At 69.2% G+C, this 14,568-nt stretch carries 9 protein-coding genes; 3 read left to right on the forward strand and 6 right to left on the reverse strand.

The annotated features are described in order from the left end of the window. The 3 genes from A9X03_RS15875 to A9X03_RS15885 all read right to left on the reverse strand — a co-directional run. Positions 1-2,708, reverse strand: a 2,708-nt coding sequence (locus tag A9X03_RS15875; protein ID WP_156746569.1) for an amino acid adenylation domain-containing protein, incomplete at its 3' end; no start/stop codon positions are given. A 16-nt stretch (positions 2,709-2,724) separates the two neighbouring features. Beyond that, positions 2,725-8,943, reverse strand: coding sequence for a sulfolipid-1 biosynthesis phthioceranic/hydroxyphthioceranic acid synthase (pks2, locus tag A9X03_RS15880; protein ID WP_304528479.1), 6,219 nt, complete (start codon positions 8,941-8,943; stop codon positions 2,725-2,727). A gap of 516 nt (positions 8,944-9,459) precedes the next feature. Further along, complete coding sequence (locus tag A9X03_RS15885; protein WP_156670150.1) at positions 9,460-10,233, reverse strand: Rv3717 family N-acetylmuramoyl-L-alanine amidase; 774 nt, start codon at positions 10,231-10,233, stop codon at positions 9,460-9,462. A gap of 98 nt (positions 10,234-10,331) precedes the next feature. Between A9X03_RS15885 and A9X03_RS15890 the strand changes: the two genes are divergently transcribed. Continuing rightward, positions 10,332-10,679 (forward strand): YbaB/EbfC family nucleoid-associated protein, encoded by a 348-nt coding sequence (locus A9X03_RS15890; protein WP_067784391.1) that lies wholly within the window; start codon positions 10,332-10,334, stop codon positions 10,677-10,679. A 10-nt stretch (positions 10,680-10,689) separates the two neighbouring features. Beyond that, positions 10,690-11,301 (forward strand): recombination mediator RecR, encoded by a 612-nt coding sequence (gene recR / locus A9X03_RS15895; protein ID WP_067270973.1) that lies wholly within the window; start codon positions 10,690-10,692, stop codon positions 11,299-11,301. A 6-nt stretch (positions 11,302-11,307) separates the two neighbouring features. On the opposite strand, the gene A9X03_RS15900 is transcribed toward recR, so the two are convergent. The 3 genes from A9X03_RS15900 to A9X03_RS15910 are packed head-to-tail and all read right to left on the reverse strand — an operon-like array spanning position 11,308 to position 13,676. Then, a complete protein-coding gene (locus tag A9X03_RS15900; protein ID WP_067756709.1) occupies positions 11,308-11,745 on the reverse strand; it encodes a hypothetical protein in 438 nt (145 codons plus the stop codon). A 1-nt stretch (position 11,746) separates the two neighbouring features. After that, positions 11,747-12,454, reverse strand: a complete 708-nt coding sequence (locus A9X03_RS15905; RefSeq protein WP_068261826.1) for a type 1 glutamine amidotransferase — start codon at positions 12,452-12,454, stop codon at positions 11,747-11,749. Continuing rightward, entirely contained in the window at positions 12,447-13,676 is a 1,230-nt protein-coding gene (locus A9X03_RS15910; RefSeq protein WP_068261817.1) for a Mur ligase family protein, read from the reverse strand. Before A9X03_RS15910 ends, A9X03_RS15905 begins: the two co-directional genes overlap by 8 nt. Positions 13,677-13,866: 190 nt before the next feature. Between A9X03_RS15910 and A9X03_RS15915 the strand changes: the two genes are divergently transcribed. Further along, the coding region (locus tag A9X03_RS15915) for a DEDDh family exonuclease (protein WP_068261820.1) at positions 13,867-14,568 on the forward strand (702 nt) is incomplete at its 3' end.

Here is a 14,568-nt window from a genome sequence, read left to right on the forward strand (position 1 = left end):
CGACCGGCCAGCGCGGCGCGCGCGTCGGCCGCGTCGATCGTGCCGGTGACGTAGCCGACCAGGCGCGGGGCGCCGGGTTGGTCTTCGCGGGTGATCACCGCGGCCTGATCCACACCGTCCAGCGCGGCCAATGCGGCGCGGACTTCGCCGAGTTCTATGCGGTATCCACGAATTTTGACCTGCTCGTCGGCGCGGCCCACATAGTGCAGTTGCCCGCTCGTGTCCCAGCGCACCAGATCCCCGGTGCGGTACATGCGCCCTCCGGGCGACCCGAACGGGCAGGCGACAAACCGCGACGCGGATAGGCCGGCCCGCCGCCAATACCCGACGGCCACGCCGCGGCCCGCGATATACAGCTCGCCAACGACATCGGCGGGAACCGGACGTAACCATTCGTCGAGGACGAACGCCGCCGCCCCGGACACCGGCGCGCCGATCGGCGGCACGCCCGAGTCCGGCGTCAACGGCGCACTTCTGGTCGCGCACACGGTGGTCTCGGTCGGGCCGTAGCCGTTGACCATAAGCCGTCCCGGTGCCCATCGATCCACGACCTCGGCCGGACACGCTTCGCCGGCCACCAGTAGCGTTGTCGCTCCCAAGTTTTCGGCGGGTAGCGCTGCCAGGGCCGAGGGGGTTTGGCTCAGCATCTCTACCCGCTCGTCGATGAGCAACGCGCGGAAGTCGTCGGGCGAGCCGGCCACCCCTTCGGGCACCACCACCAGCCGGCCCCCGAACAGCAACGCACTCCAGATCTCTTCGACAGAGGCGTCGAAGGCCAACGAATGCCACTGCGCCCAAACCAGTCCGGAAGGGTTGAGCGATCGCAGGAGCTGAGTCACGTTGTGGTGGGTGACGGCGACGCCCTTCGGAACACCGGTGGTCCCGGAGGTGTAGATGAGGTAGGCAATGTCGTCGGGTGCGGGCGGAGGCAATGCGGCACCGGGTTGAGTGGCTACGTCGGGGTGCGCGATGTCGACGACGGTCGGCTCGCATCCGTCGAGCCGCGGCCGCAGTTCCGCAGTCGTCACGACGGCGATCGGGGTGGCGTCGGTGAGCATGAACTCGATCCGCGCATCAGGCAGACCCGGATCGATCGGCAGATACGCCGCCCCGGTCTTGAGCACCGCGAGCATCGCGATGACGGCGTCGGGCGAACGGGCGAGCAGCAGAGCCACACGTTGCCCGCGGCCCGCGCCCCGACCGATCAGGAAACGGGCCAGTCGATTAGCGGCCTCGTCGAGTTCCCGGTAGGTCATCGAACGGCCTTCGAAGGTCAACGCCACCGCCGCCGGCGCTCGCGAAACCTGATCGACGAACAGCTCCGGAATCGACGCGGGCTCGGGTGCCCGCTGGGTCAGCACCGCCCGGTTGCCCCACCCATCAAGCCGCGCGTGCTCGTCGGCGCCCCATGGGTCGATCGACAGCAGCCGACGTTCGGGGTCGCCGGCCATCGCGGCCAGCACCCGCAGCAACCGTTCGGCCAGGTCTGCGACGGCGAAGCCCGCAAACAGCTCCCCGGCACCCTCGGTGCCGAACAGCAGTTGGTCACCGGCTGCGGAGAAGAACAACCCGAAGCCATCGGCGAGACCGGAATTGGTGTATGACGCCGAGGCCGCCACGCCGCCGAAGTCCAAGGCGAGCACAGCGGGAAGGAAGTTGACGCTCACCCGCTGGGCGAACTGCCGGGGGTCGCCGGAGCGTGCCTTGCGTTCCAGTGCCCGCACGGGAAAGCGCTGATGTTGCAACGCTTCACGTATTCGCGCATCGACGTGGCGGCAGAAGTCACCCACCGTGGCATCCGGCGAGAGTTTCAAAACCAGCGGAACGACGCCGGAGACCATGCCGGGAAGCGTCTTCGATTCCGGGGTGACCCGCCTGCTCACCGGGAAGTCGAGCACCACCTCCGAACCGTTGTGACTCCAGGCTCGCACCAACAGGGCGCACGCGGCGGTGATGACCGATGACCGCGGCATTTCCCAGGCGTGGGACAACTCTTCGACTCGGCGAATGACCGCGGGATCCAGCTGGACCGGCGCCGAGGAACGATATGGACCGCGCTCACCGGCACCCCGCCGCAACCACCGATCCGGTCCGTCGCCGGATGGCAGATTCTTCGACCAGTACGCCTGATCCTCGAGGTAGTCTGCCGACGCTTCGTACTCCGATTCGCATGCGACCAGGTCCGCCAGCGAGCCGAAGAATGGGGACGGCATGGGCGCGCCCGCGATGACTGCGGAGTAGATGGTCGCGATCCGATGGCCGACGAGGGCAATGCCCGACGCGTCGGCGACGATGTGGTGACAGCAAGTGAACCAATAGAATTCGTTGACGCCCGTCTGGAAGAGCGCGAACCTGAACAGCGGTCCGGTGAAGGGCATGGGCGTGCGCTGAATCGACGCCGCGATCTCCTGGGCCTTCCGCACGGGATGATCCGAGCCGCGCAGGTCGTGGAAGGCGAGGTCAACCTCCGGGTCGTCAATCGACTGCTGCAGGACCTGGCCGTCATCCGAAAAGAATGACGTCCGAACGGGTTCGGCCTCCCGAAGCGCCCGGCGGATCGCCCACTCGAGGGGCTTGCGCTCCACGCGTCCTTCGATTTTGACGAAGAGGCCAAGTTGCCAATCGGTGCGGGACCGGCCCGTTTCCTGTGCTAGCCAGATGTCGAGCTGTCCCCGTGTCAAGGGGAGCGCGCGCTCGTCAAATTGCATCCATCACCCCCCGGAATCAGGCGACTTCCGCGGGTGCCAGTTTTTCGCACAACAGCCCCGCCAGACCACGGATCGTGATGGTCGAGATGTCGGCGGACGGGATGCGAACCCCCGTTTCGGTTTCGATGCGAGTACGTAGTTCGAGCGCACCGAGTGAGTCGAGGCCGTATCCGGACAGCGGCCGATCCGGATCCACGCTGCGACGCAGAATCAAGCTGACTTGATCGGAGATCAGTCGCCGCAGCGAGGCCGGCCACTCGTCCATGGGCAGCTCGTTGAGCTCGGCGCGGAGTTTGCTTGTGCCCGTTGCGTCGCCGACGGGGCGAAACGCCTCGGTGAACGGGCTGCGCTCGGTCAACAGCTTCAACCACGGTGCGCCCGTGATCGGCGCGTAGCCGGTGTAGGCGCGGTCGTGACGCAGCAGCGCATCGAACGCGTACGCGCCCTCCTCGGGCCCGATCGCCATGCCCGAGCTGTCCGCCAGGGCGGTGGCGCGCCCGATCCGGGCCCAGGGACCCCAGCCGATGGTGATAGCCGGCAGGCCCTGAGCCCGCATCCAGTGGGTGAAGGCGTCCAGCCAGCTGTTGGCCGCGGCATAGGCGCCCTGGCCGGGAGAGCCCACCAGGGCGGCGGCCGACGAAAACGAGCAATACCAGTCCAACGGCTGGTCGAGCGTGGCGGTGTGGAGGTGCCACGCGCCGTGAACCTTTGGGCTCCAATCCCGCTCGACGAGTTCTGCGGTGATGTTGACCAGGGTGGCGTCGTCTACCACCGCGGCCGCGTGCAGCACGCCCCGCACCGGGAGGCCGGTGGCGGTCGCGGTGGCAACCAATCGGCGCGCGGTGCCGGGTTCCGCGATGTCACCGCACTCCACCGTGACGTCGGCGCCGCTTGCCCTGATGCGCTCGACCGTTTCGATCGCATCGGGCGTCGGCTGCGAACGTGAACACAGCACGATGCGCCCGCAGCCCGCCGCCGCCATCTTCTCCGCCAAGAACAGACCAAGGCCCCCGAGGCCCCCAGTGATGAGGTAGGCGCCGTCGCGGCGGAAGACCCGGGCCTGCGCCGGCGGCACCGGCACACGTCGGACACCGCTTCTCGGTATGTCGAACACGACGTTGCCGGTCTGTCCGCCGCCCGCCATGAGACGAATCGCTGTGTCCGCGTTCGCAAGCGAGTAGTGCGTGGTGTCGGGCATCGGTAGGGCGCCGTCGGCGATCAACCGGTACACAGTGCTCAGCAGGGTGCGCACGCGATCCGGTTCGCTCGCCGACAGCAGCGCCATGTCCACGGTGTGGAATGCGATATTGTTTGCGGGGATTGGTCCCAGCCGGGCTTCCCGATGGCTGATGTCGATGAATCGGCCACCCGGCGCCAGCAATTCGAGCCCGGACCGTTGGGTGACGCCGGAGCCCGAGTTGACCACGATGTCCAAGACGTGGCCGCCGGTGTCGCGACGGATCAGGTCGGCGAAGTCCGTGCTGTGCGAGTCGTAGACGTATCCGATCCCGCTGTCCCGCAGAAGTTGTCGGTGCGTCTCGTTGTCGGCGGTGGCGAATATGTCGGCACCCGCCGCGCGAGCCATCTCAATCGCCGCTTGCCCTACCCCTCCGGCCGCGGAGTGGATCAAGACGCGATCACCGGCCTTGACGTGGGCCAGCTCATGCAAGGCGTGATACGCGGTGGTGTGCGTGGTGGACACCGCGGCGGCCTGGCCGTCGGAAAGCCCCGCCGGCAGGGCGACCGCCAGCCGCGCATCGCACGTGACGAAGGAACCCCAAGAGCCGCCGCCGCACAACCCTCCGACTCGATCGCCGACCGTATGGTCCGCGACGCCTGCTCCGACCGCCGTCACCGTCCCGGCGAAATCGGTGCCCAGGCCCCGGAGCGTGTCCTGGCCCAGCGCGGCCAGCACGTCGGGGTCGGTGAGGCCGGCGGCGCTGACCGCGATCTCGATTTCCCCGGGTCCCGGTGAACGCCGTTCGTGGAGAACGAGTTCCATCGACTCAAGGTCACCGGGTATACGGACCTGCAGGCGAATCCCGTCACGCCCCGGGTCGGCGATGGTGGTTCGTCGCTCTTCTGGGCACAGCGGAGTGGGGGACAACCGCGCGACATACCAGGTGTCCTGGCGCCACGCGGTCTCGTCCTCCTCGGAGCCGCCGAGCAGTTGCCGGGCCAGCTGCTCGGGGTCGGTGCTTTGGTCCATATCGATCTGGGTGACCCGCAGGTGCGGATTCTCGGTGCCGATCACCCGCACCAAACCCCGCAGCCCAGCCTGCTCCAGGTCCGGCACGTCGCCGGCGACCACGGCCTGGGCGCTGCGGGTAACGACATAGAGCCGCGGAAGTTCGCCCGGGAAGTCCGGCAGATCGCGGGTGACGCGAATCAGATGTTGCACGGACTCACAACCCAGGCGGGGGGATTGGTCCGCGGCGCCGCCGTTTCCGGATCCCGTCAGGACCACCATTCCGCTGAATCCGCCCGCACGCAGATGGTCTCGAAGCTGTTGCGCCGTCGCGTCGTGGTCGGCGTGCGGTGGCCAGCACATCGTGATGCACTGCGCACCAGATGCTTTCAGCGCGTCGGTCAACGCGGCGCCCAAGTCACCGGCGGTGGTGATCAGCAGCCACGTTCCGGCGGCGGCATACTGGGCGTCAGGTAGCTCCCGGTGCCGCCAGTCGATCGTCAGCAGCCGTTGGGCCAGCAGCCGGTCGGCGTGGCCGTTGTCGGTTGCCTCGGTGCCCAGCCGCAGCCCCCGCACCGAGAGAAGGGTCGTTCCATGCTCATCGAGGATGTCGAGATCGGCCTCGACGCCAGCCGTATCCGCCTTGGTCACCCGGGTGTAGCAGTAGCGGGCGCCGCGCGCGGCGCCGTCGAGGCGGAGTGCTCGGATCCCCAACGGCAACGCCAGCGCATCGTCGTCGAGGTCACGCACCAGCGGGTGAGCGGCGATGGACTGGAAGCACGCATCCAGTAGCGCCGGGTGGAACCCGTAAGCATCTTGCTGCGAACGGATTTCACCGGGCAGTGCGACCTCGGCGAGGACCGTATCGGGAGACTCGTCGCCGGTACGCAAGGCGACCAGCCCGCTGAACGCCCGGCCATACTGAACACCTCGCCGGTCCAGGCGGCGGCGCACCTCGGCGCCGTCCTCGCGGTGCGGGTGGGCGGCCAGCAGCGCGGACGTGTTCCGCGCGGGCGCCTGCTGCCCCGTCGCGGCGCGAAGGACCGCCGTCGCGTGCCTCCCCTGTTCCTCGGTCTCCACCACGAACTCAGCGGCATTCGGTGACGACGCCGCCGCCCAGGTACTGACCGTGGTCTGCTGATCCAGCAGCAGTGCCCGGTCGAAGCGCAGATCATGGACCTCGGCGCCGTCGCCGAGCATGACGCGCGCGGCGCTCAGCGCCATCTCGCAGTACGCCGCCGCCGGCAGGACCGGAACATTCCGGATTCGGTGATCACCCAGCCAGGGCTGGGTGGAGGTTCCCGCCTCGGCCTGCCAGACGTGGCGTTCCGGTTCTTCCAACAAACGCACGTGGGCACCCAACAGTGGATGGACCGAAATGCTGCGACCGTGCGTCGGCGATCCGTGATCACCGCGGCGCAACAACAGGGGCCGGTGGGCCCAGGTCGGCAGCGGCGCGTCCACCAGCCGGCCATCGGGGTAGAGCAACGAGAAGTCCACCGCGGCACCCGCGCTGTGCAGGTCGGCTACGAAACTGTCCAGCCCGGATGGCAGCGCTTGGCCGCGGCGCATGACGGCCAGGGCGGCCAGCGGCATGTCGAGACTGCGGGCGGTCTGCTCGATCGCATGGGTGAGCAGCGGGTGCGGCGCCAGTTCCGCGAAGACCCGGTAACCCTCTTCCAGGGCGGCCCGTACCGCCGGTGCAAACCGCACCATCTGGCGGAGGTTTTGCACCCAGTAGTCGGCATCGCACACCGGCCGCTCACGCGCGTCGTACAGGGTGGCCGAGTAGAAGGGGATATCCGGCGGCATCGGACGGAGGTCGGTGAGTGCGTCCGCCAGGTCGTCGAGGATCGGATCGACCTGCGGGGAGTGTGACGCAACGTCGACGGCGATCTCGCGGGCCAGCACATCTTGCAGCTCCCAGGCCGCGACCAGATCGCGAACGGTTTGGGTGGCGCCGCCGATCACCGTGGACTGCGGCGAGGCGACCACCGCCACCACCGCGTCGTCGACGCCGCGGGTGATGAACTCCGAAAGCACCTGCTGTGCAGGCAGTTCCACCGACGCCATCGCGCCGGATCCGGCGATGCCGGACATCAGCCGCGAGCGCCGGCAAATGACGCGCACCCCGTCGTCCAGCGATAGGGCTCCGGCGACGACGGCCGCGGCGACCTCACCGAGGGAATGTCCGATCACCGCGCCCGGGCGCGCCCCGTACGAGCGCAAGGTGGCGGCGAGCGCGACCTGCATGGTGAACAGGGTCGGTTGTATCCGGTCGATACCGGTCACGGTCTGCGCCGCGGTCATCGCCTCGGTCACCGAAAACCCGGCCTCGTGCGCGATCAACGGCTCGGCCTCGGCGACGGTTGCGGCGAAAACCGGTTCGGTGGCCAGCAATTCGGCGCCCATCTGGGCCCACTGCGATCCCTGGCCGGAGAACACCCACACCGGCCCCCTGTCGTCGTGCCCGATCGCGGCCGGGCACGGACCGTCGCCGGCGGCCACATCTCGCAGGGCCGCAATCAGTTCCGGACGGTTGCCCGCAATGACGGCGCTACGTACCGGGCGGTGCGCGCGCCGGCGCGCCAGGGTGTACGCCAGATCCGGTAATTGCACATCCTCGTGTGCCGCCACCCAGTCGGCCAGCCTGCCCGCGGTGCGGCGCAGCTCGTCGGCGGAGCTGGATGACAGCGGGAACATCAGAGAATCGGCCGGCGCCGAATCCACCGAAACAGCTTGCACTGCAGCGGGTTCAGGTGCCTGCTCGACGATCGCGTGAGCGTTGGTGCCGGATAGCCCGTACGACGACACCGCCGCCCGCCGGGGCTGACCGCCGTCGCGGGGCCACGGCGAAACCGTCTGTGGCACAAAGAGTTGGGTCTTGATGGCGGCCAGCGGATCGGGCAGCTTGGTGAAATGCAGATTCCGGGGCACCATGCCGTGTTGCAGGGCAAGGATGGTTTTCATCAGGCCCAGCGCACCGGCGGCCGCCTGGGCATGCCCGAGATTGGTTTTCACCGCGCCCAGCGCGCAGGGACCCTCGATGCCATAGACCTCGGTCAGGCCGGCGTATTCGATCGGGTCGCCGATCGGCGTGCCGGTTCCGTGAGCCTCCACCATGCCGATGCTGGCGGCGTCGACGCCGGCGGCGGCCAACGCCGCCCGATACACCGCGGTCTGCGCCGCGGCCGACGGGGTGGCGATGTTGACGGTGTGGCCGTCTTGGTTGGCCGCGGTGCCGCGGATGACCGCCAGAATTCGGTCGCCGTCGCGCAGCGCGTCGCCTAATCGCTTGAGTAGCAACACGACACAGCCTTCGGAGGACGCGAATCCGTCCGCCTCGACGTCGAACGCATGACATCTCCCGGTGGGAGACAGCATGCCTTCCGCGGAGCCCGCGACGAACTTGCGCGGATCGAGGATCACGGTTGCGCCGCCCGCCAGGGCGAGGTCGCTTTCACCGTCACCGAGGCTGCGACAGGCCAGGTGCACCGCGGTCAGACCGGACGAACAAGCGGTGTCCACCGTGACCGCCGGGCCGTGCACGCCCAACGCGTACGCGATGCGGCCGGACGCCAAACTGAAGCTGCTGCCGGAGAATCCGTACGGCCCCTCCACGGCGTGCGCGTCGGCGGCCAGCAGTTGGTAGTCGCCGTGGGTCAGACCCACGAACACGCCCGTGCGCGACTCGGCCATGGTCTCTGGGGTGAGGCCGGCGTGTTCCATGGCCTCCCATGAGGTTTCCAGCAGCAGCCGGTGCTGGGGGTCGATCGCGGTGGCTTCGCGCTCGTTGATCCCGAAGAACTCGCAATCGAAACCGGCGACGTCGTCGAGGAATCCGCCCCACTTCGTCACCGAGCGGCCCGGCACTCCCGGCTGGGGGTCGTAATATTCGTCGGCGTCCCACCGGTCCGGGGGCACCTCGGTGACCAGGTCATCCCCGCGCAGCAGCGCCTCCCACAACCGTTCGGGAGAGTCGATGCCCCCCGGCAGGCGGCAGGCCATGCCGATAACAGCAGTGGAAGTGAAACCCGATGTCTCCACGGCCGTCCACCCTCTTCTTATCCGACGGGGCGGTGAGTGCGTACGAATCCTGATCGTTCGGCGGCCTCGACCATCGGCTGCGGTGCTTTGCTGAATTGACGCCCAAGCAAATGAGGGCCGGCTGTGGAGCCCGCGGTGACCCCGAGTCCGCACCCCACATCCGTGCGGGAACGCCCCGGAGTCGCGATGGGTGGAGACGTGCAGCGCGGATGGCCGCGCTTCCTGCCGGTCGACAGTTGGCTGAAATCTCGGCGAACGCCGGTCAGAAGCCGTCGCGCGCCGGTCGTCGGCCGCGACAAACAAGTTGTCGTTGTCGTTGTCGACGGATTGATCATCGGTTCTCCCACACCGCAAGTCGACATGCGTAAAACAGACCCTACAGAAGGTCACCTCCGCGCGCGCCGCGTTGAGGCAAATTCTTCTGGGTGACGAGTGAGTTAGCCCGGAGTTAAGCCGCGATTGGTCAGGCGGCCCGGGTTCGAAGCGTCGCCGTCGGGGAAGGGCCGGCTTGCGGGCCTAGCGCGCCTGGCCCTGAGAGGCCAGGAAACCCGCGACGCCGCGGACCATCGCGTCGGCGTATTTCTGCCTGCCCTCGGCCGACTCCATCAGCGCCGAGTCCGCGGGGTTCTTCATGTTGCCGCACTCGACCAGGATCGACGGGTACTGCGCCAGGTTCAGCCCGGCCAAATCCGAGCGCCCGTACAACCCGCTCTGGCCGATGTAGTTGGCGGGCGGGATGCCGGAGGCCTGCATCTGGTCGCGCATGATCCTGGCGTACTGCACCGACGGCCCGGCCTGCACCTGGTTCAGCGGCGGGGCCGAGTAGTTGACGTGGAATCCGCGGCCCGATGCGGGGCCGCCGTCGGCGTGGATGCTCAGGACCGCGTTGGGATGCAACGCGTTGGCCATGTTGGCGCGCTCGTCGACGCAGGGTCCCAGCCCGGTGTCGTTGCCGCGGGCCATCGCGGTCCGCACGCCCAGGGCGTTCAACTCCGCACGAACCCGCAGCGCCGTGTCCCAGGTGAAGGTGTGCTCCTGATAACCGCTGTTGGTCGACGTTCCGCTCGCCTGGCAGTCCTTGGTACCGCCGCGACCGGTGGGCACCTGACGGCTGATGGACGCGTCGTTGGAGCCGTTGTGGCCGGGGTCGATGAAGACAACCATGCCGGCGATGTTGGACGGGACCGCCCATGCGGCCGGGGTCGCGGTCGGGGTGATCGCCGCCGAAGCGGCAACCAGCGCACCGATGACCATCCTGATGCCGACACGCCTGCTCACTCGTAGGTCCACGGCGCAAAGGTAGCTTCGCGCGGTCTACGCTGGGTGTTTCGAATCGCCGGACACACGCAGGCGAAACCAACTCGAGACCAAGATGCGAGGGGATTGTCATGCAACCCGGAGGCGACATGTCGGCGCTGCTGGCCCAGGCGCAGCAGATGCAGCAGAAGTTGATGGAGGCCCAGCAACAGCTCGCCAACGCCGAGATACACGGGCAGGCCGGCGGTGGCTTGGTCAGGGTGACGGTGAAGGGCAGCGGCGAGGTGGTCGCGGTGCAGATCGATCCCAAGGTGGTCGACCCCGGCGACGTCGAGACGCTGCAGGACTTGATCGTCGGCGCCATGGCCGACGCCTCCACGCAGGTCACCCGGATGGCGCAGGAGCGGCTGGGGGCGCTGGCCGGCGGTTTCGGCGGGCCGCCGCCGGGACAGCCGCCGGCGCAGGCGCCGGAGCTGTAGATCGTCGAACATGTTTGAAGGACCGGTCCAGGATTTGATCGACGAGCTCGGCAAGCTGCCGGGCATCGGGCCCAAGAGCGCCCAGCGCATCGCCTTCCACCTGCTGTCGGTCGAACCGCCGGACATCGACCGGCTGACCGCGGCGCTGGGCAAGGTGCGCGACGGCGTGCGGTTCTGTGCGGTGTGCGGCAACGTCTCCGACAACGAGCGGTGCCGAATCTGTTCGGACCCTCGTCGGGACGGCTCGCTGGTGTGCGTCGTCGAGGAACCCAAGGATGTGCAGGCCGTCGAGCGCACCCGCGAATTCCGCGGCCGCTACCACGTGCTGGGCGGCGCGCTGGATCCGTTGTCCGGGGTGGGGCCCGAGCAGTTGCGGATCCGCGAACTGCTGAGCCGGATCGGGGAGCGGGTCGACGACGTCGACATCAGCGAGGTGATCATCGCCACCGACCCGAACACCGAGGGCGAGGCCACCGCCACTTACCTGGTCCGGATGCTGCGCGACATCCCGGGGCTGACCGTGACGCGGATCGCGTCCGGGCTGCCGATGGGCGGGGACCTGGAGTTCGCCGACGAACTGACGCTGGGCCGGGCGCTCGCCGGCCGCCGGGCGATGGTCTGAGACGGCTCAGGTCTTGGTCAATCGGAACGGCCGGGTGACCGTCGAGCCTGGACCGCCACACCCGTCTGACGTGGTCGTCCGGCCCTCACCGGCAAGCGACACGGCGTCGAAGCTGTAGTCGACGGTTGCCGGAACCGTTGTTCCATTCGCGCACGGTGCCTGCGTCGCGCCGCTGTGGGTCCAGCGTCCGTTCGCGAGGTCGAACTCCCAGCTGATGACGAACGTCCCGCCGTCCTGCGAGGTCGCCAGCGTGCAGTCCGATCCGCAGGGGGCGAAAAGCCATGTGGTCGTCTTGTCACTGTCGGTATAGAGCACCGTGTATCGACCGCTCGGCACCTCGGGCGTCGCGTGCGCCGGCACCGGTGTGATCAATGCGGCCGCGACTAGCAGGGCACTGCCGCTCGCCAAACCCCGCCGCCCGCTTCTCGCGATGTCATTCCGCATGTCAGCGCACCGCCAACCGCTCCCGGCGCAACAACTCCACCTCGGGCAGCTCCAGCGGCGCCAGCTCGCCCACCACCTTGCCCAACAGCAGGTCCGCCAGCTCGGGGTTGCGGGCCAGGCACGGGCCGTGCATGTAGGTTGCCACGACGCTGCCCTGCACCGCTCCGTCGAAGCCGTCGCCCGCCCGGTTGCCCGCGCCCTTGGCCACCGCGCCCAGCGGCGATGCGGCGGGGCCCAGAACGGTGCCGCCCCGGTGGTTCTCGAAACCGGTGAGCCGCTGGGTCAGCCCGGGCAACAGCGGCTTGGTGATCAATTCGCCGATGGTGCGGGCCTGCTGCGGCGAGGTGGTCGCGTCGAGCATCCCCACGCCGTCGACCCGTTCCCCCGCCGACGTCTCGTACCACTGGCCGAGCACCTGCACGGCGGCGCAGATCGCCAGCACGGGCGCGCCGCGCTCCGCGGCGCGCTGCAACCCGGGATGCTTGATCAGGTGCTTGGTGGCCAACCGCTGCGCGTAGTCCTCCGCCCCGCCCAGCGTGTAGAGGTCCAGTGAGTCCGGCACCGGGTCGGCCAGCGTGATCTCGACGATCTCCGCGGCGAGGCCCCGCAACCGCAGGCGCTGGCGCAGCACCAGCGCGTTGCCGCCGTCGCCGTAGGTGCCCATCACGTCGGGCAGCACCAGCCCGATCCGCACCGTCGAATCAGCCATGGCGCGCCAACGCACGTTGCAGCTGGAGGAAGGCGGTGTAGTTCGCGACGACCTCGACCCGCCCCGGCGGGCAGGACGCGATGGCCGCCACGGTGTCGTGCACCAGGGTGTGGTCGACGCCCGCGTAGCCGAGGCGCACCGCGAGGTCGGTGCCCCGCTCCCCGGCGGCCACGACGGCGGTGTGCTCGAAGTGCTCGAAGCGGACGTCCCACAGCCAGGACAGGTCTTCGCCATCGGGCACCTGCCCGTTGACCGAGATGACGACCCCGGCCGCCTGCTTGTCCACCATCGACAGCGCCTCCTGCCAGCCGGCCGGGTTCTTGGCCAGCAGGATCCGCGCCTCGTGGTCGCCGACGCGGACGGTCCGGTAGCGCCCGGCGACCTCGTCGACGCCCGACACGGCCGCCACCGCCTTCGCGGGGTCCGCGCCCAGCGCGACGGCGGCGGCGACGGCCTGGGCGGCGTTTCCGCGATTCACCGCGCCCGGCAGCGCCAACCGCATCGGCAGGGCCAGCCCGTCGGGCCCGTAGAGGGTGTGGTCGTCGAACCACCACTGCGGGCTGGGCCGCTTGAAGTCGACGCCGGTGGAATACCAATGCCCCTTGTCGCGGACGATCACCTCGCCGCTGCGCGGGCAGCTGACCGAGTCGTTGGCCCACGAGCCGCCCGCGGCCACCCACACCACGTTCGGGCTGTCGTAGGCCGCCGACGTCATGAGCACGTCGTCACAGTTGGCGACGACGACCGCGTTGGGATGCCGGGCCAACCCGGCCCGCAGGGTGCGTTCGATGACGTTGATCTCGCCGACCCGGTCCAGCTGGTCGCGCGACAGGTTGAGCAGCACGACTACGGCGGGCTCGACGGCATCGGAGACGTGCGGCACGTGCATCTCGTCGACTTCCAGGGCCGCCAGCGGCGCCTCGCGGTTCGCCGCCAGTGCGGCCACCAGCCCGGCGTCCATGTTGGCGCCTTCGGCGTTGGTGGCCACCGAACCCAGCGTGCCCAGCGCGGCGGCGGTCATCCGGGTGGTGGTCGACTTGCCGTTGGTGCCGGTGACGACGACAGTACGTCGCCCGGCCGCCAGCTGACGCAGGACCGAGCGGTCCAGGGACATCGCGATCAGGCCACCGATCATCGCGCCCGCGCCGCGTCCGGTCACCCGCGAGGCCCAGCGCGCGCTCGCTCCAGCGGCGAGGGCCAGGCGTGCACGGGTGGTAACCACCCGGGCAGTTTAAGGGCGATCGCAAGCGCGGTGCAGAGCGCCGGGTGCTGCGGGTCGCCCTCATCCAATAAGGGCGATCGCAAGCGCGGTGCAGAGCGCCGGGTGCTGCGGGTCGCCCTCATCGAATTCAGCGACCGACACGGCAGCGAAGCGACCCGGTGATGTCGGTCCGACGTGCCATCCTGTCGACATGAACCGGGTGTCCTGGGGGCGGCCGGCCGGCGAGCCGGACGGGGGTTGGGCCGTCATCGACGTCGAGACGTCGGGTTTTCGGCCCGGTCAGGCGAGGGTCATCAGCCTGGCGGTGCTGGGCCTCGACGCCGACGGTCGCGTGGAGCAATCCGTCGTCAGCCTGCTCAACCCTGGCGTGGACCCCGGGCCAACCCACGTGCACGGCCTGACGGCGGCCATGCTGGAAGACCAGCCGCAGTTCGCCGACGTCGTCGACGACGTGGTCAAGGTGCTGGACGGTCGCACGCTGGTGGCCCACAACGTCGCGTTCGACTACGCGTTCCTGGCCGCGGAAGCCGAGCTCGCCGAGGCCGAACTGCCCATCGACTCCGTCATGTGCACCGTCGAGCTGGCCCGGCGGTTGGACCTCGGCATCGACAACCTGCGCTTGGAGACCCTCGCGGCGCACTGGGGCGTCACCCAGGAACGGCCGCACGACGCCTTCGACGACGCGCTGGTCCTGACCGGTGTGCTGGCGTCGGCGCTGCGACGGGCGCGCGAGCGCGACATCTGGCTGCCGGTGCATCCGGTGACCCGGCGACGGTGGCCCAACGGCCGCGTCACCCACGACGAGCTGCGCCCGTTGAAGGTGCTGGCCTCGCGGATGCCCTGCACCAGCGGCCGCCCGGACACGTACAGCCCGGGATTGAGATACGGGCAG

Source organism: Mycobacterium sp. E1715 (assembly GCF_001667625.1).
Taxonomy (GTDB): domain Bacteria; phylum Actinomycetota; class Actinomycetes; order Mycobacteriales; family Mycobacteriaceae; genus Mycobacterium.